Raw genomic sequence first — 21,540 nt, forward strand, 5'->3', positions numbered from 1 at the left:
TACCCTCTTTTTTGGAAAAGATGTCAATTTTGTAGTTTCTGTTACAATTTTATTGTAATTTGTGTGCTGTGAGACCTCTGGACAGATAAACTGTAAAAATATCTAAATTTTGGCGTTGCTGATTAAGGATTATGAATTTTAGTCTCACGCAGAGGCGCAGAGGCGCAAAGTTTTAGATTTTGTTTTTTCTAATTTCATACCTCAATTCAGCAACGCCTAGGTCAACATAATAAAACCAAACTGTGTAAAGAAAAGTAAAATCTTCCAAAACCTCTTCACTCTTGCCTTTTGCCTCTTGCCTTCCTACAACGATAATTTTTAACGCCAGCCTACTTAAATGAATGTTTCAGGTGTAAAACTCCCATGTAAACCATAGGGAATATGATGTTTGAGATGTAGTTTTGCAATTTCACCTTTTTCCAGATTTACAGCATCTAAAATCACGACATCTGAACGATGATGTTCTGCATCATAAACTAAAGCTATTAGCCAGCCATCATCTTCTGTTTGGGAATTTGGACGAGGAATAAAAATTGGTTCACCGATGAAACCTGCTGGTGCAGCACTCCATAATTGTCTTTGTTGTGACTCTAAATCAAGTTTGAAAATTGCTTGGAGGGGTGCATTTCCCGTTGATTTATGTGCCGCAGCCGTGTATAGATAACGATAAGATTTACCGACATGATGAGGGTGAATTGTGGGAAATTCACAAGATCGATCATCTATTAAATAATTTTGAACTGTATTGGTTGGTAAATTCAGATTAAATCGCCAAAGTTGCCCAGGAGAATTGGCATCAAAATCTGTTTCTCGATAATCGCTATTGGGTTCAACTTCTGGTAACGATTCATAGCAAATAGAATCAATGATAATTTCATTACCCACTTCAAAAGCATTAACATGATGGAAAATAAAACCTGCCTGAGTTTCTAAAACTTTGATTTTTCCAGTTGGGTTTTGGCGAGGAATAATGATAATTTTTGTAGGTTGATTTTTTTGGACTTTAATACATTGGGCGGCGCTAGATATTCCCAAAGCAAAAGGTATGGGGTTAAAACTAACAGGATTTTGGAAGAAAATACAGTAATTTTCTGTAATCACAAAATCATGAATGAAGCAAAAACCAGCAACGCTATGATTTTGTTTATTGGTGATTTCTCCGTCGGTATTTAACTCAAATATGTTAATTGTAGTTGATAGTCCTGGTGTAATAGCGAAATTAACTAATGTACCATTTGCATCAATTCGCGGGTGGGAGCTAAAGGCTTCCCCTTTAGATAAAACACCGTTAAAGTATTCATTTCCTAATGTTTCTAGAGTGTGCGGATTAAGTAAATAGGGTTCGGATGCTTCCCATAGGGCTAATAGTTTTTTACCCCAATAAATTACATTAGTATTAGCAATATGTTTGATTTTGAAATCAAACATATTAGCTAACCAGCCGCCCGGTTTTTGTGTACCAAAAACACCACGATAAAGAATTTCACCTGCTCTTTTTTCTGCCAAATAACCTGCTGTGGTAACAAAGCGGTTACGAAAATGGGCGCGGCCATTGGTAAATGTAATGCGGCTAATCATGCCATCACCGTCAAAGGGATGATGTAATTTTTGCCCATTAATATCTAGTAAACCCGGTCCATTTCTAAATAATGTTCCTTGCAGTTCCGGTGGTATTTCTCCTTCTATATCATCAATCCAGTAATCAAATTCCTGGTGAAGAGATTCATATCCTCCTTGCCAATCTTTGAGAGTATAGGATTTTTGGAGATTTTGCTGATCTTGAGGTTCTAATATTTGCATTTTTTGTTGGCTATGGTAAATTTTTTCAGAAAACCGGGGATGTAAGTAAATATAGAGATAAATCTAATTGTCTTCGAGATTTTTATCTATTAAATAAGTACATCATTATCAATTCTATCATCTGGTAGCAATTTAACAAAAAATATGGGTATCAGAGAAGCACAGCTAGTGAGAATGATTAATAACCACAGGGAATCAAATTGATGTTCTGTGATTCCTAACCATTTCATCATTATTGATCCTAATGCGTAGGAAACTGTTCCTGCTACATTAAGTACAGACATGATTAACGCAAAAAATGTGGCTTCTATGCCGGGAGGGCAAAGCTTTGTTGATAATACTAATATGGGCATGAATACAATTTGCCCAATCACTGTAATAATCAAACTATCACCTAAGCTAAACCAATGATCATCTATGCCTAACATTCTGTTGGTGTGAGTTACTAATAATAAATTCGTCATTCCTAAAGCTGTGGATAGGAAAATACCCGCAGTAATCATAGTTCTAAAGGGAATGTGTTTAAAGTAACGTTGAAAAGCCCAAACTCCAATTAGGGAAGCAAAACTCGTCACTAACCGAATTCGTCCTAAAAATTCTGGTTGAAAGTGGAGTTCATTAGTTGTGAAATAGAAGAATGCTGATTCGGTTTTTGGTGTAGCGTGCCAAATAAATATAAATAATGTGGGCAACCAAATTGTTTTTTGAGTAATTGCTTGGCGGATTTTCAATAGTTGATCTTTTGTGTTATTGCCTTTTTTGTGATCTTGATTAAAAGGTTTTTCAGTAATTAACCAAGCTACAGATGAAATAATTAAAGGAAATAATGCTGTTATTAGAAATACTATACGGGTGGTAAAATATTCTAAAAGTAACCCGCTCAGGTAAGCTGTACATAAGGCACCAATAGCTGAACTACCCCAACAAAGAGATTGTAAAGAACCTATTTTGGCTTCTGATTCGTTTCTGGCTCTTTCAACTACTATGGAATCAACTATCACATCACTAATAGCCACAGAGAGAGAAGAAATTATAATCATAATTGTAGCTGTTGTGCTAGTATGAACGACCGTTCCTAAACATCCCCAACCTACAGATCCCAGAATTCCTGACATAACTATGTAAGGTTTTCTATGATAACCAAATATGGGTAAACTATCGGAAATAAATCCATATAATGGCTTAATCATCCAAGGTATAGTACAGATTCCCATAATTGTTGACATCTGCACGGGACCTAACAGTAATTCGTCTTTGAGAAAAAAGCTGACAGCTAAACGCGATAATGTCAGTATACCTTGAACAAAATAGATGGTAAGAATTGCTATTAACTCAGGACTGGGTTCGTTACCTAAGAGAATTTTTTTGGTTAGTAGATCTTTGAATTTGGGTAAGGTAGGGGAGTCATTTAGCATTTGCATGAATAATGATTAAGTTTTATTTACTTTTATATCATAGATTTTTAAATTGAGGATAAGTTTTTATTAATTATAAGAGACTATGTTGAATGAATAAATTTCCATTACCTTTAACGAAACTTGATTTGCTAACCCTGAGATGGGAATGCTTTTATTGATACAGATTGATGTCAGGAATTGTATTCAGTCGAGCGATCGCCTTTGGCGAATTTTGTATAGAAGAAATTTTCTTTTTAACCGTGTTCTCTGTATACATGGTTATACATAAAATACATTAATTGACAATTTCCCAAGAGATGTGACTGAACATTAGTTTTTTGTAAAGTAATATTACAAACCTTGGAAATATATTGAGAAATTGTTCTTGAGGCAAACATAGATTTAAGCTAGAAGCTATAGGACAAAATTGAGGCCAGTTTTAAAATGAACAAAAATAATATTCAAAACTATCGCTTTGTCTGTACCTTAACTTTTGGTGATATTTACGGTCAAATTATTGTTTGGTTAATTACGATTACTATTAGCTTGGCATCAGCTTTAGCACTGATGGGTGCAAAAAGACCTGTATACGCTTTAGCTACGGTAGGTCTTGTGGTTCTCTTATCTCTACCTTTTTTACTTTTCGCCTTTGTGACGACTTTATTAAATAATATTGAACTCAATGCTGTAGAGCCAAAAACCAAGACAGAATCAATACACAGTAGTATTTCATAAAACCCAGTCCAAATAACTAGCTAAAGGGTCAGAAAATTAAATGTGTGTTTGCTACAACCCTTGTAGAGAAGTTACATGAAGCGTCTCTACATTTTTTCGCACCAGATGTCAAATTTACAATTTCTCTATTACCCTGTCTTGTAGATGGGGAATTTTTTTTAATCGGTGGTTGATGATGCTTGAACATGATGTAATTATTGTTGGTGGTGGTTTGGCTGGCTGTCGGGCTGCGGTGGAAATTGCCCGGACTGACCCTAGTTTAAAAGTAGCGGTAGTTGCCAAAACTCACCCAATTCGCTCTCATTCGGTGGCTGCTCAAGGTGGGATGGCGGCTTCTTTAAAAAATGTGGATGATACGGATTCTTGGGAAGCTCACGCTTTTGATACTGTCAAGGGTTCCGATTATTTGGCGGATCAAGATGCGGTGGCAATTTTGACTCAGGAAGCACCGGATGTGGTGATTGATTTGGAACATCTGGGGGTATTGTTTTCTCGTTTACCTGATGGTCGGATTGCGCAACGGGCTTTTGGTGGCCATTCTCATAACCGGACTTGTTATGCGGCTGATAAAACTGGTCATGCAATTTTACATGAGTTGGTGAATAATTTGCGTCGTTATGGGGTGCAGATTTACGAAGAATGGTATGTAATGCGCCTAATTTTGGAGGATGGTCAGGCGAAGGGTGTGGTGATGTTTCACCTGTTGGATGGGCATATTGAGGTGTTACGGGCTAAGGCTGTGATGTTTGCCACTGGGGGCTATGGTCGGGTTTATAACACAACTTCTAATGATTATGCTTCTACTGGTGATGGTTTAGCGATGACGGCTTTGGCTGGTTTACCTTTGGCAGATATGGAGTTTGTTCAGTTTCATCCTACCGGTTTGTATCCTGTGGGGGTGCTGATTTCCGAGGCTGTGCGCGGTGAAGGGGCATATTTGATTAATGCCGATGGCGATCGCTTTATGGCTAATTATGCCCCCAGTCGCATGGAGTTAGCCCCTCGTGATATTACCTCACGGGCGATCGCTTATGAAATCCGGGCTGGTCGTGGTGTAAATACTAATGGGAGTGGGGGAGGTCCCTTTGTCTATCTGGATTTGCGCCATTTGGGTAAGGAAAAAATCATGAGTCGTGTTCCCTTTTGCTGGGAAGAGGCCCATCGTTTGGTCGGTGTAGATGCTGTCACTCAACCGATGCCTGTGCGTCCTACTAATCATTATTGTATGGGTGGTATTCCTGTCAATACTGACGGACAAGTCAGAAGTAATAATGATAGTTTTGTCGAGGGCTTTTTTGCCGCTGGGGAAACTGCTTGCGTGTCGGTTCACGGGGCAAATCGTCTCGGTAGTAACTCCTTATTGGAATGTGTAGTTTATGGTAAAAGGACCGGGGCGGCGATCGCTAATTATGTCCAAAATCGGCAATTACCATCCATAGATGAAACACGCTACATCAACGTAGCCAAACAACAAATACAACTCTTAATACAACAACCAGGACAGTACAGAATTAATCAAATCCGTCAAGCTTTTCAAGATAATATGACTGAAAATTGTGGCGTTTTCCGCACCGACGAAGTAATGCGTCAGGGATTAGAAAAAATCGCCCAACTACAACAACAATATTCACAAATATATTTAGATGACAAAGGAAAAAGCTGGAATACAGAATTAGTTGAAGCCTTAGAACTACAAAGTTTAATGGTAGTTGGACAAACCATTTTAACTTCCGCCCTCAATCGCCAAGAAAGTCGCGGCGCACACTTTAGAGAAGACTTTTCCGAAAGGGACGATAATAAGTTCTTACAACACACAATGGCTTATTATTCACCAACAGGAATTGATATTCAATATCGTCCCGTCACAATCACAATGTTTGCACCAAAAGAAAGAAAGTATTAATTAAAATCATTTCGTAGGGGCGCAGGGTCTGCGCCCTTTCTGGCTATTCTAATTCTATATCAAAGATAACATCACAGTAACAACTGTCTTATAACCAGAGTTACTAATAATATTTAATTTTCTAAAATATGCGGTTATTCGGTTCTTTTTACGGAAAACCTGGTTCAAAATCATTAGCAGCCTTTTTGACTTCCGCCCTGCGGTACTAGTCTATTTATTCGCAAGGGCAGGCAGGATGCCGACATCACAGAAATTAAATGTCCCTTTCCCAAATTAGGAGATTTAAGAAATGATGAAATTAGTATTATTAACCACACTGTTTTTAACCACTACATTAGCATCTACTCCTGTTTTTGCTCAAGAAGATGCTAATAATCAAATTCGCTTTATCTGTTCTACAAGTCGTTACTCCGAAAATGGAAAGTCTGTTCCTACTACTTTTCTTTGGACACAAAATTTCCAAAAAGCAATGGTGACTTGGACATCTGTTCTAGGAGGAGTTAAACCACAACAACGTTGTAAAACAGTTTCTCAGAACTTCCAAACAGCTTTTAATAATGGCAGTCTTAATTACGTTACCAATGCTTTTCAAAATGGGAGCAAAGTAATTTGTTCTGTGAGTTCAATTGATGGTGGTTGTGATACTGTATTATTTACATTGCGACCTCAAGACAACTCTAGGGATATTCTCAAACAACTAAACAAACTCTGGTTTGGTAGTGTTACGACAGACCCTCTTATCCACCAAGGTTCTGGAGAAGAGAAATTTTACATTGATATTCGCCAATTTCTGAATACACCACCAGCGAATAAAATGCAATAAAGAAGATTCTCAAAAATTGTAGGTTGGGTAGAACGAAGTGAAACCCAACTAATTTAAAGAAGTTGTCAAGAAGTGTTGGGTTTCGTTCCTCAACCCAACCTACTTATATTCATCTCCTAATTTACTCAAACAAAAAAATATCATGAAATACCTATTTTTTACCATCATTTGCACAACTGCTTTATTAACTATTCCTCAGCAATTGTTATTGATTTCTCCTCAACCAGTTACCGCACAAGAACCTACAAAAAAACTATTAACCTCAGCACAATTACAAGATTTAGCTAAATCAATAACGATGAAAATATTAACTAAAAATGGCAGTGCTTCAGGAACTTTAATTGCCAAAAATGGTAATAATTACACTATTTTAACCAATAATCATGTGATTAATCCAGGGGAATCTTATCGCATTCAAGCACCAGATGGAAAAATATATCCTGCTACTGTGATTAAAGAAAAACCCCCATCTTTAAAAAATCAAGATGCAGCTTTATTCCAGTTTCAATCAACAGCAGAATATACCATAGCTACATTAGGAATTTCCGCACCTATAGCAGTAAATCAAAAAATTGTCGCGGCTGGATTTGTGAATGATAGTGCTAAATTAGTTTTCACAGAAGGACAAATTTCTCTATTACCAGATAAAAGTTTTCAAGGAGGTTATCGCATTGGTTATAATAACAAAATTCAACCGGGAATGAGTGGCGGACCCATATTAAATTATCAAGGTGAAGTTATTGGTATTAATGCCGTTCATGCCTATCCTATTTCTGATAAAAGATGGAGAAAATTTTTATGCCTTATAGTAAATTTACTTTGAGTAAAGCTGTAGATGATTTTCAACTGACAATTGTTGAAGGCGATCGCTTTCTACCAGAGATTTCCCCATTTAATCCGAGTTCTTTGCTTCAAGATACCTTGAAAGAAACCCTACCTTGGGCAGTTGCAGTAGGTAGTGAAAAAGCGCGTTCTGAAGGCATTATCAATCCCGTTTTACTAGAAGTCAAACGTCAGCTTCATGGACAAATTAGCGTCTTTTCCGGCGAAGAGTTCAACGTACAGCCAGAGGTTGATTTGACGGGTTATGTTGATTTTCTGATTAGTCGCTCTCCAGAGCAATTGTATATTAAAGCCCCGGCTGTGGTTTTGGTGGAAGCGAAGAAAGAAGACCTGAAACCAGGACTGGGACAATGTTTAGCCGAAATGGTAGCAGCACAACGCTTTAATCAACAGAAGCAGCAGCCGATTTCCACAATTTACGGAACGGTGACAAGTGGTACGGTTTGGCGGTTTCTTCAACTAGAAGGACAAACTGTAACCATTGACTTGAATGATTATTCACTACCACCAGTTGATCAGATTTTGGGCTTTCTGATTTGGATGGCTCAGAATGGTTGAAGCGTTGGGGTTGTTGGCTCAGGAAGTAGCGATCGCACTTTCCGGTAAAATACCTTTGAGTCAAGATTAGAAATGATCGCTTTGGGGATGTGGGAAGTGCGATCGCCTTCCACAAATCAAAAAAGCGATCGCTCTCTGGGACAAGTAGGGCGATCGCGCTTTGGTGAAATGGCTTTGATGAAAGAAAGGCGATCGCTCTCTTGGTTGTTTCTACCCCACTTTCCCCGTACAAGAGAGTTTTCCCGTTTCTGCCTGCTAGATTACCTGAGTTCGACATAAAATAATTTTTGGAAAACTTCCCCACGTAGGAGTCTCAAGCCCTTATGATCTCCTTGAAAAAATCATAACTCCGTTCGCGTAGCGTCTCCGAACTCCTAACTCCGAACTCCTAACTCCGAACTCAGGTGATGTCAGTCTCCCTACTTCAAAACCCCTCAAATCCGATTTTAGCTGACTGCTGACCACTGATAGCTGAATGCTTACGTTTTGAAGATCTACTTATGCTTAGGTTGGAAATTCGGCAATTCTACAGATGCTAAAGATTTGCGTCCCTTGGGTGGTCGTCGGGGATAAATCAATGGTGAAGGCGACTTATTGTCAGATTGATGATTAGATGTATGATCATCCAATAAATCCGGCAAAATATCATTAGTGGGTAAAGATGCTGTTGCTGGGGAAACATCTAACCAATAATCTTCCATTTCCTCAGTATGGATCTGATGACTGCGGGAATTAGAAATCACTGGAAATTCCTGTATTAGTGATATGGGGAAATCTTCCTTTCCCGAATTTTCAGTATTAGCATAAGGATCAATTTCCATCTGCAAATCCTGTTGAATGATGATTTCTGGTTGTGGATGATTTTCTGGAGTAGATACTAAAGCCTCTAAAATAGATGTGTCACCTTGATGAATATTTGCATCTGTCCCTGTTCCCTGGTCTGTTTCTTCAGATAATGGTGTAATAAAAAAGCGATGAATTATCCCTTCCAGTTGTTGGTCTAGAGATAATAGTTCAGAATCATCTCCAGTTGTTGAGGGCATAGTTGCTTCATTAACTTGTGTAGGTTCAGAGATGACTGGTTCTGGATGATGGGTATAGTTTTCCGAAGTCGTAACTGTAGACTTAACCCAAGAACTATTGACAGACTTATTTACAGAATCTGTCTCCCCTGTCCAAGGTCGAATAGGTTGAGCGTTGGGAAACAAAGACCGGGCTTTTCTGGAGAATCGGGTTTGCTTGTGGATAACATCCTGGGGATGATGAATATGATCCTCCAGATTCTCATGACTAGGAATGGGAGTCTCTAGACATTTTTCCAAAGCCGATTTAAACTGCATAGTCTGTCGTTGTTGACGCATGAGTCTAGCCCGCAATTCACGACAGGTATTTTCCGAGTGTAATAGCTGTTGGGACTCTTGGCTGTAGTTAGCTTGTAGAAGCGAACATTCCCTTTCCAAATGCGCTAACCGCTGTTGGCTAATTTGCAGATTAGCTTTATAATTTTCAATACAAATCTCTTGTTGTTGAACTGTTTGGACAGAGGTTTCTAACTGTTGATACAGGGAATGAATTTGTTCTTGACCAGCGGAAAGTTCTTGACTTTGTTGGATAAACATAGATTCGGTGACACTAGACCGAGTTTTGTGCCACTGCAAAATCTTTTCTGCTTCAGCTAATTCGGTTTTTAACTGCTCGACCTGGGCATATAGATGATTATTAGCTGTAGTTAATTCTGTATTTAACTTCAGTAATTGCTGAAATTCTAAGTTGACCTGTGCTTGTTGATCAATATTAGGTTCTGCAATCCAGTCTTGTTGGTTGCTGTCTTCCAATTTTTCCATAACTACGGTTTCACATTGACAATCTGTAGTTGGCCGATAGCGTGGCGTTAGCTTTATCAGAGATAAATTTGTCACGGTCATATTGTGATGATTCACAAATACGTAGCCGTTATCCGTTATTTACATAAAGAAAAATTGACAGTTGATATTTGACAATTGTTAATTATCAGTTGGCAATTGTCAATTACTTAAGGTAACCAATGGGGATGAAAGCCCGCTAGAGGTAGTTGTTCTGGTTTGATATCTATGTTGGTATTATCAGCGATGGGTAGCAAAGGCATTAACCAAAGACTACTACTGGAAATAGGTTCACCGTCATCTGTTTTTAAGGTGTTGGCGGGTAGTTGGGTAGTGTTATTGGCAATGGGGATTACTTGGTCAAATAAGAAGCCTAAACCGTCGGGGGCTAAATTGGTTTGGACATTGCGTTGAGCAGGGGGTAAAAGTAAGAGTGGTTTTTGGACTCCTGTTTTCAGGTCAATGGATACCAAGTAAGGCTGTTCTATGTATTGTTCTTTAGAAACCAGTTGTGTCACTAAGCAGTAAAGGCTAGGGGAGGCTGGGTCAAACTGACAGCTAAGAATTGAGCCTGTTGTTTTTAATAGTTGTTTTTGTACGCCTTGGTTGGTGACTAAAAACAAATCTCTGGTATAGTCGGTGTTGAATTTGACCATTGCTGCCTGTGAACCGTCTTTGGAGAAGGCTTGTACCAAGCCAAATTGAGGCAGAAAATCCAGGGGTTTACTGCTACCTTCTAAGGAAACAATTGCTGTTCCCTGCCCTTGGGAAACGGCTACGGCTTTGCTGTCGGGTGTAATCAGAAAATCTCCACCTGGTTGTCCTTGTAATCGTTTTGGGGTGGGTTTTTCGCCGGAATTGTCATTTTGGGTGGATAAGTACCAGAGGGCAAAGTCACCGGGATTATCGCGCTTACCTCGTTGAACAACAATGATTTGTCCATCTGCGGAGAGGTCAAACTTGAGGTTTTGATATTCTTTGTTATCTAAAATTAGGTCAACTTTACCTGGGGCTGCGGTTTCTTGACCAATTTGATTAGGTATGCCTGTGGTGACTGTATAAAGTTGGGCGGACAGGAGGTCGGGATTTTTAGAGGAACGGGCGGAGAAGAGGATTTTTTCACCTTTGGGGAATGGCTCAAAATCCATAACAATTAAGTCTTTGGGGGTAAGGACTTTTTTTTGTTCTTGGGTTAAGTTATAAAGTACCAACTGCCCTTGGATTTCTGGCGCAGAGCCAATGTAAAGGATGGCGCGATTGCGGGTGGTGAAACTGCCTGTGAAGGGCTGCATGAAGCGGTTTTTCCCTTCGGCTTGGGAGTATTTATCTTTGCCTTTTTCTAGTTTGACTTGGTAGGTTGTGCCGTAGGGGGCTGGGGTAAGGAGGGTGTAGACCATTCTTCTACCAGCCCAACTGGTTTTACCGGCTAGGGGTGGATCTATTTTTAAGTTCTCTTCAATGCTTTTGAAGTCCATTGGCCGACTAAAGGTGAGGGAGAAGGAGAGATCCTCTGCGCCGATTTGTTGGTTTTCCCAGGTGAAGTTGCGGACGCTAGGTTTGACGACATCGCCTTTCCAGATGATCAATCCGATGAGCATACTCAGTAGGAGCATGACTGCGATCGCAATTCTGTCTAATGGTTGTATAAGTTTATAGGATTTACTCATCTAACAATTTTGGATTTTAGATTTTGGATTTTGGATTTTGGATTTTAGATTTTAGATTTTAGATTTTGGATTGATCATCTTTTTTGTATCGGCAACAAGCAAAAGTTACACCTGACTAATAACTGTAAGGATTTTTAGGTTGAGGAATTTTTTTCAGAGAGTTGGCTTTGATCATTAATTGACGTTTTTCGGCGACTGTTTGTGTAGTCATTTGTCCTTCTACTTCTAACCATGTATCAGGCGGATACTGTTGCCGTGTTCCAGATATTTGGACTGGTAATCCTACGGGATAAGCATCGGCGGCACAACAACTGAGAACAAATCTCGCTAAAAATATATATTCTTCACTGACGTTAGGTTGATGAATCACAAATCCCTGGACTTTTGCCTTTTGCCCTGTGTATGCGTCCGGTTCAGGATAGACGTTCAGTGTGCGTACCCAGTCTACAAGCGATCGCTCTTCTGGGCGCACTGTAGCCCGAAATGCTTGGGGTTGAGCGCGACTAGCACCAGTTAGTTCAGTGACACCCCGATCTAGGGCTGTTTGACTAGCAAAGACACGGGGTGTAATCATTAACCCTAAAATTGCCGTTGTTAGTAGTAAAAAACTGCCCCAACCAGGGGGAAATAAGTTAATATGCCCAGGATTAGATATTGGGGGACGGTGACGGTTTTTCCACAGTTGCAATCCTTTAGAGAAACCAATGATTAATAAAGCTATTCCAGCGACAACTACTAACCAAAAGAAGTCCGGGTGAATTAATAGGTAGAGTTTGCCTGTTAGCCAATATTTCAACATGAGAATACCCCAAGCTGTAATAGCTAATACATCTAGCCAAGGGGTAAGTTTATTTGGGGCTTTAGTTTGGGAATTGAGCATTTTCGGGTATCACAGATGATAGAGGCAGGGGGGGCAGGGAGTAGATGAACAGAAATTATTGACTACCTTTTTGTTAATCTTCAGTTACTATATTCTCACTTTCCCCAAGTTTAAACCCTATACCTCACACCCCACATTTCCGAGATCAAGGGGAAAATTCTGATAGAAATGGGACTGAATCTCAATTAGATCACGTGTAGATTCAGAAATAAGGTGAATAAGAGCGTCAATTGTCCAGCTAAGAAAAATAGATAGATCAGGGCTTTGGGCTTAAAAATTGATAGCATCAAACCAATACCTTTAATATCAATCATCGGTCCAAATACTAAAAATGCTAACAATGACCCGCTAGTAAAAATGGAAGCAAAAGACAGGGCAAAGAAAGCATCAACTGTAGAGCATATTGATACAACTGCTGCTAATACTAACATGGCTAAAATCGAGCTAATTGGCCCAGATCCAAGACTAAGAATCAAATCACGGGGGGCTAAAACTTGGGTAGCGGCGGCGATCGCACTTCCTAATACCATGACTCCGCCTAATTCCCGGAGTTCTTGGACAATATTATCTAAGAGGGAGCGGAGTTTCTCTGATAAGGGTTTACTGAAGTTAGAAATTGCCGCAACTTCACTGTAATTATTGTCTATGCGTCGTGATGCTCCTGTTCTGCCGCCGAGAATATATGTTCCTGATTGCAATAAACTCGGTGTATTAGTTTGGGGTTGTAGTTGAGATTGTTGTCCCCGGCGGTTTGTTTTCGGTGGTGCTGGGGGGTTAAATTTGAGATAACGGGCGATCGCTGGCTGGAGAAAAGGAACTAAATCTGGTTGAAAACTGAAGATAAAACCGATAATAGTCGCAATAGCCAGAGAAAATACCACTCTTAACACTACTATTTCCGGTTGATCACGGAATGCGCTCCAAGTTGACCAAATTACAATGGGGTTAATGGTTGGTGCTGCTAATAAAAAGCCAATTGCTACTGGTGTGGGTACTCCCTGCATCAATAACCGTCGTGCCACAGGCACATTACCGCACTCACAAACTGGAAATAAAAAGCCGATCATACTGCCAAATAAAGCCCCCAATAGGGGATTTCTGGGCATTTTCTCCACCAATTTACTTTCATCAACAAATAGTAGTAATAGACTGGATAAGAACACACCCAGCAGTAAAAATGGCATCGCCTCCACTAGTAGACTGAGAAATATTGTAAAACCGTTGTTCAGTTGATTCATGGGCGTTGTATTCAACAGCAGTTCTGAGTTTTAGGGTTTTGTTTTGTCATTCTAGAGTAACCTTATGGGGATCATTAATTAAACTCTTAAAATTAAACCTCATTATAGTTAGGAAATTATAGCAGTCCCAATAACTTGTGAGAAAATTGCTTCTCTTTTGTCTAGCACTGATAAATTTACAACTGAGAACGGCTAGATAAATCATTATACATATCTGCAAAAAAATATAGAGACATTCCAGGGAACGTCTCTACAAGGATGCATGGATCAAACATATTTAATTTTTTAATTTTCATGAAATCTCATAATTTTGGCAAAGAGTATAGCATTGCGCTTGACCCTGATGTTTAGTTGGGGGGAAGACAAGCCGAATTAAACCCGTAGGCTTCTGACCACTTTTCAACTGTACCCTTACCAATAGGGATAATTTTAGTATCACCATTAGCAAAGGTTAAACGCATACGTATTTCTTTTTGGGGTGCATTTTTCAACAAATTAGCAGCCGTGCTATCAATAGCAAAGCTTGTATCTGTCATATACCAAGTGCTGGAACGTTTAGAGTTTTGAGTCCCAGTATACGTATAATCACCCTTAAATCTTCTGACTTTGGTGCTTTCGCTGCGAGATAGTTCCAGAATCTGATTATTAAGTCCTAGTTGTATAGTTTTAGGAACTAATTCTTCAAATTCCGCTTGACCGTTGTTAGGTGATGATTGGATAACCATTTTCACAAAACACCCCTCTATTTTACTACCCCAGAAAGAAACAACTACAAATCTACCGGGAAAAGGACTAGAAAATGGACCAGTCCCAGTAATAAAGCTGCTAAAGTCACTTGTCCCTTCACCGTGCCGATCTATGACAACTTTCCCTAGTGTGGCATCAACAAGTGTATCTTTGATATTGGCTACTTGGCTAAATGGAAACCCACTACCAGCCCAATAAATGCCCTTATCTGTATTAAGTTTATCTTCCTCAATAGTAGTTTGAGCGATCGCTCTTCCTTGCCATCCATTTAAGAATCCTGTGATTACTAATGCAGTCGAAAAACTACTTAAATACTTTTTCCACATGATAATTCCCTCATCAATTTTTTTAACAACTATAACCGGGGCAAACATTTACTGGCTGGGTTGGTGCTATATATTTAGGAGGTCTTACGGGAACACTATTAGTTGGTGATACTGGTTTAGGCGGCAGTATAGGTGGATTTACACCCCCTGTAGGCGGTTTCCGCCCGGTTAGAGAGTAAAAGATGTTAATAGGAATTGCCGCATTAAATCCTGTTTTTTGCTGCGTGGATGTTCCGGTTTCCTGTTGTCCAATTCCTGGCTTTTTCCCAGGTGTGACTGCTGGTTTTACTCTTTCTCTTGTTTCCTGTTGTCCAATTCCTGGCTTTTTCACGGGTGTGATTGGTTTTCGTCTGACTCTTGTTTCTGACTGACCAGAATCATTGTCATCTCCGCCATCTGCATCTGCCAGTCCGTGAATACCGATAACTCTACCATAAATATCAAATACAGGTCCCCCACTATTACCAATAAAGGTAGTGGCATTGTATACCAATCTGTAACCGTTATCCGCTCCAGGATTGAAAGTGACTACCTTACCTGGTGTGACAGTATATGTTCTATTCCTGCCTTTATTACGAAAAATACTGGGAAATCCGGTTACTGTAATCTCTGCCCCAATTTTTACATCTTCGGAATTCCCTAAAGCCGCGACGGGATAATTTTCCGGGGATTCAAAAGTAACTATGGCTAAATCTGGGTCATTCTCATTTTTCTGTAATATTTGACGGTCTTTAATGGGATAATCTTTGCCATTGTGAGTACGAATTGTGTAGGTAATATCTGTGGAACAAATGACTGTTTTGCGTCCCTGTATTGCATCACAGACAACATGATTAGCTGTTAAAACCGTGTAAATTTTTCCTTGCTTATCAATAATTACACCTGAACCTCCGGGCGGGATAATATTATTATTAATTTGTACTGTAGTTTGTTCGGCAGTGTCCTCAATTTTTCCCGCATTTGCGGGCGTTAATGCGGCAATAAATACAAGCATTGTCACCGCAACTGAAACAATAGAAGAATTATTTTTCAGTATTGGGTTAAGTAGATTCATACTCACATATAAATAACCTGCATTGACATGGTATCATACCTAGTTAGTAGAATCAATGTATTTAGGCAAGGAATTTACTGTCTATCTTATAGGGGGTTTTATATAAGCACTCATAGGTTCTTTGATAAACCTGATGTAAAGATGCCTAAAGGTAGATTTAATCACGCGGGGCATGGCAAAATCTATGGGCATTAACTTGTCCGGTAATTGCCAATCTGTAATTTGTAATAAATCGGGGGATAAATTCGGAAAGTGAATATCACTTAATTCTGGACATATTCCCAATCGTTGTGAAGCTGCAACCGTGGGAACTTGTGTCGGTGCAACTTGGAGAACTTCTAAGATTGCTCTATCTAAAGCAAATACATGACTTGATGCTGCTAGAATTTCTAAATTCCGAGGTTCTCCGCCACTTGGTCCATTACCTTCATGACCAATAATTCCATCTAAAATTGTTAAAGTTGGATTAATTGCTCTGGCAGTTTCTACTAACATTTCTCCAAATTTATTAGCATCTTTGCCAGATTCCATGTGCCACCAAGCTTTCATTTTCCCAGGAACACAACCAAAGAGATTTTTTACTCCTAAAGTTAAGGTTAATTGCATATGAGATTTAACTTTGGGGAGGTTAATAATCACGTCTGCTTCCATGGCTTCTTTAGATAAAAGCAGGTGATTAAAATTGTCATTGACAGTTTGATAACGTTTACCGTGAAATTCCACAAGTGGTAATTTTAGTTCTTCTAAAATTGGTAATAACCCATTGGCTATAGCCACACCTTTAGCGCTACCAAAAGCGGGACTATCTCCTAAAAATGGATTTCCACCAACTGCAATTACCATTTCGGCAACTGCACGCACCAATTCTGGACGAGTGGTACATTCTTTAGTCGGCCGAGAACCAGTGAGTAGGTTGGGTTTGAGTAAAACGCGGTTTCCTGGTTTCACAAAAGCAGCCATTCCTCCTAAAGGTTCTAGCAGCGTTTCCAAGGATTCTTTTAAAGCGTCTTGTTCGTAGGATTTAGCCCGAATCAGACTAACAGATGGTTTTTGTGTTTGCATGGAAAATAATTGGGTTATATTACATTCAGCATTAATACTGTAAGTAGGTTGGCGTTGAAAATTGTCGTTATGGCAAGGCAAAAGGCAAGAGGCAAGAGTGAAGAGGGTTTGGGCGATTTTACGTTTCTTTACACAGTTTGGTTTTATTGTGTTCACCTACTTATCAAAAATTCAACTATAGTAGAGAACTTCTTGAGACCTCGACAAAGATGAAATCTAGAAAATGAGCTAAACCCCTACAGATCCAGGTTATTTGTTATTTCGCAAAAGTTTATATCCCACCCGTGTTTAGTATACCTGTTTTAACCAATCAATAATTTCACTATTAATAATATCTGGAACTTCATCATGGGGACAATGGCCAGCGCCGGGAATCGGAACAACTTTAATATCTTGACCATTTTCTCGCGCTGCTGTATAGATATTCGCTCCCGTGATTGGTGTCCAAGGATCTTCTGCACCCCAAATTACTAATAACGGAAATTCTAACTTAGGTAATAATTCCTCTGGACTAGGTCCGGGAGGTGCAGTGAGAATAGAGGCAAAAACTTGTTGCGCTCCTGGGTCACAAGATGGGTAATAAAGTAAATCTACAAGTTCATCGGTCACGGCAGTGCGATCGCTATATACTTGATACAAAGTTCGGCGAATTTGCGATTTTTGACGAATGCGATTAAAAACAAATTTACCTGTAACTGGGTTAGCCACCAATTTGTTAAAAGTTGCCATGACAAATCGCAACACAGGATTCAATTCATGGGGACGGTGACTCAAACCACCAGCAGAGTTAATTAAAACCCCTCCCGCCGCAATTTCTGGATATTCTGTTAAAACAATTAAACTTAAAAGAGCGCCAATAGAATTACCAATAAATATTGCTGGAGTTTGAATATGTGTATGACAAAAATCCCTTAATAATTCCGCCCACACATCCATGCTGTAATCTATGATCGCTTTATCAGAACCACCAAATCCCAACAAATCTAAAGCAAACACCTGATAACCAGCAGCAGCCAAAACTGGAATATTTTTACGCCAATGACCAATGGAAGCACCAAAGCCGTGAATTAGTACCAAAGGCTGTCCTGTACCCATCACAGTATATTGAATTTGGTAATTTCTCCAAATCCAAACCTGTTTTTCTAATGGTTGTAAATGCTCGGTTGTAATTGTCATTTTTCAAGCAAAAAAAAGATATTAACCGGGGAAAAACGACACTAATTCGTGAATGGAGAATAGGAGACTCGAACCCCTGGCCTCTGCGGTGCGATCGCAGCACTCTACCAACTGAGCTAATTCCCCTTGAAAGTGCCAAGAAACTGCCGACTTTGACATACATATCATATCTTAGCACTCAGGAACAATAGATTTCACATCTTTTTCCGAAAAAACTTCCTGTACCCGTTGTAAATCCAAATCAATCAGATAATCAATCGTCCAATTCGCTTGACGTTGCAGCATATGGAAAGGGTAAGTATTTGCCACTCCCACCACTTGCATTTGAGCGCGTTTAGCTGCCTGTATACCCATTGGAGTATGTTCAATCACCAAACACTCATCAGGTTGGAGATCTAATTCTGGATATCCTTGATTTAGCCTGTCCACGGCCAGCAAATAACCTTCTGGGTTAGGTTTATTGCTGCTGATATCATCCCCCGACACAATCACAGAAAAGTATTCAGCTAATTTAGTAGATGTCAATACCATTCCTATCTCTAGGGATAAAGCATCACTAACCAACGCCATTTTTAGATGACGGGAACGAATCTGAAAAATCACATCTTCAATTCCCGAATACAAAGGCAATTTTTCCAGCTTCTCCAATTCCAGCACATAAGCTTGAGCTTTGCGGGTGAGTAACTGCATCATATAAGCTTCCGTCACCACCCTACCACGACTTTTCAATAGATTTTGCAGATACGCGCGAGAGCCTATCCCTAAAAAAGCTTGACGTTCCTGCACCCGTTGAAGTTGAAGATTTTCCTGGACAAGAATCTCATCTATCAATTGGATATGGATTGATCCATCTTTAATAATGACACCATTAAAATCAAATAAAACTGCCTTTAAACTCATAGTGCAAGCTGGAAACAATCCTCCAGATGATTATTTATCAGGGTAAATTAGCGGAATACATTTAAGATTAACCCATTTTTGAAGATATCGGTTGACAATGTGATAATTTATGTAGTATATCTGTAGCATACAAAAATTGTCTCTATTGAGACCTATAAACGAAGCCATTTTTACTCGGTGACTCCTGACTTGGTGACTTCTAAATTTTGCTGTAAGTTAACCGCCCCAAATTATCTTCGATATATGTTTCTTAATGTACAGTTAGATTATAATGAATTTGTATATAGTAAGCATGACTTATCAAAAAGACAGACATAGATATAGGACTCCGGTTTGATTCCTGAATTTTTCCTTACATATTTAGTTTCTTGCCATTCACCTACTTAGATGATTAATCTTTCTTTGCTGAAATGTATTTAAGTTTTGATACACATTTTTAACTTTATGCGAATCATACATATATTAAATCATGTCCAGGAAATCGGCAATGGTATTGTTAATGTAGCTGTGGATTTAGCTTGTTTACAATGCCAATTTGGCGATGATGTAGCGGTAATTTCAGCGGGAGGGGGATACGAAAAATTATTAAATCAATTTGGTGTTAAACATTACGAAATTAACCAAAATCGCCAGCCAATAACAATGATGAAAGCGGCGATCGCTTATCGGAAAATTGTGCGGGAATTTCAACCAGATATAGTTCATGCTCACATGATGACTGGTGTGGTGTTAGCGCGGGCTTTGAGATGGGAAAATAGATATATTTTAGTGGCTACTGTCCATAATGAATTTCAACCTAGTAGCCTATTGATGGGTTTGGCAGACCGAGTTATTGCTGTTAGTAAGGCGGTCAAAAATTCGATGGTACAACGGGGAATCCCCGAACAAAAATTACGGGTAATTTGTAATGGGACATTGGGTAGTCCGCGGACTCGGAAAATATCCGATTATCAACCTTTAAGTTTACAAAGACCGGCGATCGCTACCGTAGCAGGAATGTATAAACGAAAGGGCATCACTGAGTTAATCGCGGCTTTTGAAGAAATTGCCCAGGATTTTCCCGCAGTACATTTATATCTGGTGGGAAATGGTCCAGATAAACAAATATTTGAGTCGCAAGCCCAAGCAACGGCTGTGAGTCATCGGATTCACTTTGAAGGGTTTCAGCCTGAACCCCAACGTTATTTACTAGCCTGTGATATTTTTGTCTTGGCTTCCCACCGTGATCCTTGTCCCTTGGTGCTTTCGGAAGCGAGGGAAGCAGGGTTGGCGATTGTGGCTACAAAGGTGGACGGGATTCCAGAGGCGTTAGATAATGGCAACGCGGGGATCTTAGTGCCAGTCCAGGATAGTCATCAATTGGCTCAGGCATTGGTAAAATTATTGAGTGATGCAAATATACTTCAGGAATGGAAACAGCGATCGCAGGACAATCTAGAATGGTTAAATGTTGCCCGTGTACACCAAGAAACATTAGCTGTATATGAAGAAGTAGGTTTTCAGGAAGGTTTTTCTCCATCTACTCAACCTGATTAATACTAGTTTGAGTTAAATTAAGAATCGAAAGATTCAGCTACAATAGGACGATAATAAATTACAAAAAATCCTCACAACAGGGAGTTAGAGTTATGGTGGCTACTCCAATCTCGACTGCTCCACAACTATCAACAATAGTAATCTCTTGGGAAACATTACCCGAAGATTTTATCCTAGAAGAAGAACCTGTGGAAAATACTGCACAACCATTAATTGCTGGGGCATTACGAGAAAGTCTAGAACTAAGTGGATACATTCAACCCACCATGCTGATAGCCGCTAATTTGGGTATTTGTGCCACAATGGATGGCAAACTAGTTATTAAAGCCCCAGATTGGTTTTTCGTGCAGACAGTTTTACCCTTGTCTGGGACAACAGATAGACGCAGTTATACACCTCATCTGGAAGGAGAAATTCCCCGCATTGTCATGGAATTTTGCTCAGATACAGACGGGAAAGAATACTCAGCTAGACGCGCCTTCCCCCCCGGAAAATGGTTTTTTTATGAACAAATTCTCCAAGTCCCTACCTATGTAATTTTTGACCCCCTGACGGCTGAATTAGAAGTTCATCAAATCGAGTCAGGACAGTATAAATTACAGCCAATAGACGAGAATAATCGCTACTGGATTACAGACATGGGATTATTTTTAGGATTGTGGGAAGGAGAAAAAGAGGGGCGCATAGGTTACTGGCTAAGATGGTGGGATCAAGCAGGTAATCTGTTACCTTGGGCAGTCGAAAAGGTAGAACAAGAAAGCCAACGGGCTGAACAGGAACGCCAACGGGCTGAACAAGAAAGTCAACGGGCTGAACAAGAAAGCCAACGGGCTGAACAGGAACGCCAACGGGCTAAAAGATTGGCAGAACAATTACGCGCACTGGGTATTGATCCAATTGATTAAATGTGCGGTTTGTGACATACTCCACACACTCCCCTTCGGGTGAGTGTGGGCTTCTCAGCGACTCTTCTATGAAGACATTGACTGAGCTTTAAGACCGTGTGTCCCCCGGTTCTTGATATTAATTGAAG

19 protein-coding genes and 1 tRNA gene are annotated in these 21,540 nt (G+C 39.7%); 8 read left to right on the top strand and 12 right to left on the bottom strand.

The features are described from left to right. Nucleotides 1-333: 333 nt before the first annotated feature. Both PN471_RS07325 and PN471_RS07330 read right to left on the bottom strand, forming a co-directional pair. Entirely contained in the window at nt 334-1,800 is a 1,467-nt protein-coding gene (locus PN471_RS07325; RefSeq protein WP_271776279.1) for a carotenoid oxygenase family protein, read from the bottom strand. 89 nt (nt 1,801-1,889) lie between these two features. Continuing rightward, a complete protein-coding gene (locus PN471_RS07330) occupies nt 1,890-3,215 on the bottom strand; it encodes a folate/biopterin family MFS transporter (protein ID WP_271776296.1) in 1,326 nt (441 codons plus the stop codon). 426 nt (nt 3,216-3,641) lie between these two features. On the opposite strand from PN471_RS07330, the gene PN471_RS07335 reads away from it, so the two are divergent. From PN471_RS07335 to PN471_RS07360, 6 genes are all read left to right on the top strand, one after another. Further along, on the top strand, nt 3,642-3,932 hold the full coding sequence (locus tag PN471_RS07335; RefSeq protein ID WP_271776280.1) for a hypothetical protein: 291 nt from the start codon (nt 3,642-3,644) through the stop codon (nt 3,930-3,932). 175 nt (nt 3,933-4,107) lie between these two features. Further along, the gene (locus PN471_RS07340; protein ID WP_271776297.1) at nt 4,108-5,835 is read left to right on the top strand and encodes a succinate dehydrogenase/fumarate reductase flavoprotein subunit; all 1,728 of its coding nucleotides are present in this window, start codon (nt 4,108-4,110) and stop codon (nt 5,833-5,835) included. A 289-nt stretch (nt 5,836-6,124) separates the two neighbouring features. After that, complete coding sequence (locus PN471_RS07345) at nt 6,125-6,658, top strand: COP23 domain-containing protein (RefSeq protein WP_271776281.1); 534 nt, start codon at nt 6,125-6,127, stop codon at nt 6,656-6,658. 142 nt (nt 6,659-6,800) lie between these two features. Continuing rightward, nucleotides 6,801-7,481, top strand: coding sequence for a S1 family peptidase (locus tag PN471_RS07350; RefSeq protein WP_271776282.1), 681 nt, complete (start codon nt 6,801-6,803; stop codon nt 7,479-7,481). Then, on the top strand, nt 7,457-8,059 hold the full coding sequence (locus PN471_RS07355) for a hypothetical protein (protein WP_193894478.1): 603 nt from the start codon (nt 7,457-7,459) through the stop codon (nt 8,057-8,059). The genes PN471_RS07350 and PN471_RS07355 overlap by 25 nt, the downstream gene beginning before the upstream one ends. A gap of 72 nt (nt 8,060-8,131) precedes the next feature. Then, nucleotides 8,132-8,338 carry a hypothetical protein gene (locus PN471_RS07360; protein WP_271776283.1) on the top strand — a complete coding sequence of 69 codons (207 nt, stop codon included), beginning with the start codon at nt 8,132-8,134 and terminating at the stop codon, nt 8,336-8,338. 215 nt (nt 8,339-8,553) lie between these two features. Here the strand turns inward: PN471_RS07360 and PN471_RS07365 are convergent, their stop codons facing one another. The 10 genes from PN471_RS07365 to PN471_RS07410 all read right to left on the bottom strand — a co-directional run bounded on the left by PN471_RS07365 (nt 8,554) and on the right by PN471_RS07410 (nt 18,971). Further along, nucleotides 8,554-9,978, bottom strand: coding sequence for a hypothetical protein (locus PN471_RS07365; protein WP_271776284.1), 1,425 nt, complete (start codon nt 9,976-9,978; stop codon nt 8,554-8,556). A 113-nt stretch (nt 9,979-10,091) separates the two neighbouring features. Then, on the bottom strand, nt 10,092-11,588 hold the full coding sequence (locus PN471_RS07370) for an Ig-like domain-containing protein (RefSeq protein WP_271776285.1): 1,497 nt from the start codon (nt 11,586-11,588) through the stop codon (nt 10,092-10,094). Nucleotides 11,589-11,703: 115 nt separating this feature from the next. Continuing rightward, nucleotides 11,704-12,468, bottom strand: a complete 765-nt coding sequence (locus tag PN471_RS07375) for a TIGR03943 family putative permease subunit (protein WP_271776286.1) — start codon at nt 12,466-12,468, stop codon at nt 11,704-11,706. Nucleotides 12,469-12,653: 185 nt separating this feature from the next. Next, the gene (locus PN471_RS07380; RefSeq protein ID WP_271776287.1) at nt 12,654-13,706 is read right to left on the bottom strand and encodes a permease; all 1,053 of its coding nucleotides are present in this window, start codon (nt 13,704-13,706) and stop codon (nt 12,654-12,656) included. Nucleotides 13,707-14,053: 347 nt separating this feature from the next. Next, on the bottom strand, nt 14,054-14,827 hold the full coding sequence (locus PN471_RS07385) for a hypothetical protein (protein WP_271776288.1): 774 nt from the start codon (nt 14,825-14,827) through the stop codon (nt 14,054-14,056). Continuing rightward, entirely contained in the window at nt 14,802-15,833 is a 1,032-nt protein-coding gene (locus PN471_RS07390) for a S1 family peptidase (RefSeq protein ID WP_271776289.1), read from the bottom strand. Before PN471_RS07390 ends, PN471_RS07385 begins: the two co-directional genes overlap by 26 nt. Nucleotides 15,834-15,914: 81 nt before the next feature. Next, nucleotides 15,915-16,895, bottom strand: coding sequence for a DUF362 domain-containing protein (locus PN471_RS07395; RefSeq protein WP_271776290.1), 981 nt, complete (start codon nt 16,893-16,895; stop codon nt 15,915-15,917). 288 nt (nt 16,896-17,183) lie between these two features. Further along, complete coding sequence (locus PN471_RS07400; protein WP_271776291.1) at nt 17,184-18,071, bottom strand: alpha/beta fold hydrolase; 888 nt, start codon at nt 18,069-18,071, stop codon at nt 17,184-17,186. A 53-nt stretch (nt 18,072-18,124) separates the two neighbouring features. Then, nucleotides 18,125-18,197, bottom strand: a tRNA-Ala gene (locus PN471_RS07405). A 45-nt stretch (nt 18,198-18,242) separates the two neighbouring features. Beyond that, nucleotides 18,243-18,971, bottom strand: coding sequence for an HAD family hydrolase (locus PN471_RS07410; protein ID WP_271776292.1), 729 nt, complete (start codon nt 18,969-18,971; stop codon nt 18,243-18,245). A gap of 444 nt (nt 18,972-19,415) precedes the next feature. Between PN471_RS07410 and PN471_RS07415 the strand changes: the two genes are divergently transcribed. Both PN471_RS07415 and PN471_RS07420 read left to right on the top strand, forming a co-directional pair. After that, nucleotides 19,416-20,507 (top strand): glycosyltransferase, encoded by a 1,092-nt coding sequence (locus tag PN471_RS07415; protein ID WP_271776293.1) that lies wholly within the window; start codon nt 19,416-19,418, stop codon nt 20,505-20,507. A gap of 95 nt (nt 20,508-20,602) precedes the next feature. Continuing rightward, nucleotides 20,603-21,412: a Uma2 family endonuclease gene (locus tag PN471_RS07420; protein ID WP_442867139.1), complete on the top strand. Its 810-nt coding sequence runs from the start codon at nt 20,603-20,605 to the stop codon at nt 21,410-21,412. The last annotated feature ends 128 nt before the right edge of the window (nt 21,413-21,540 follow it).

Origin of the sequence: Aphanizomenon sp. CS-733/32, from assembly GCF_028330045.1 — a bacterium.
In the GTDB taxonomy this organism is placed as follows: domain Bacteria; phylum Cyanobacteriota; class Cyanobacteriia; order Cyanobacteriales; family Nostocaceae; genus Dolichospermum; species Dolichospermum gracile.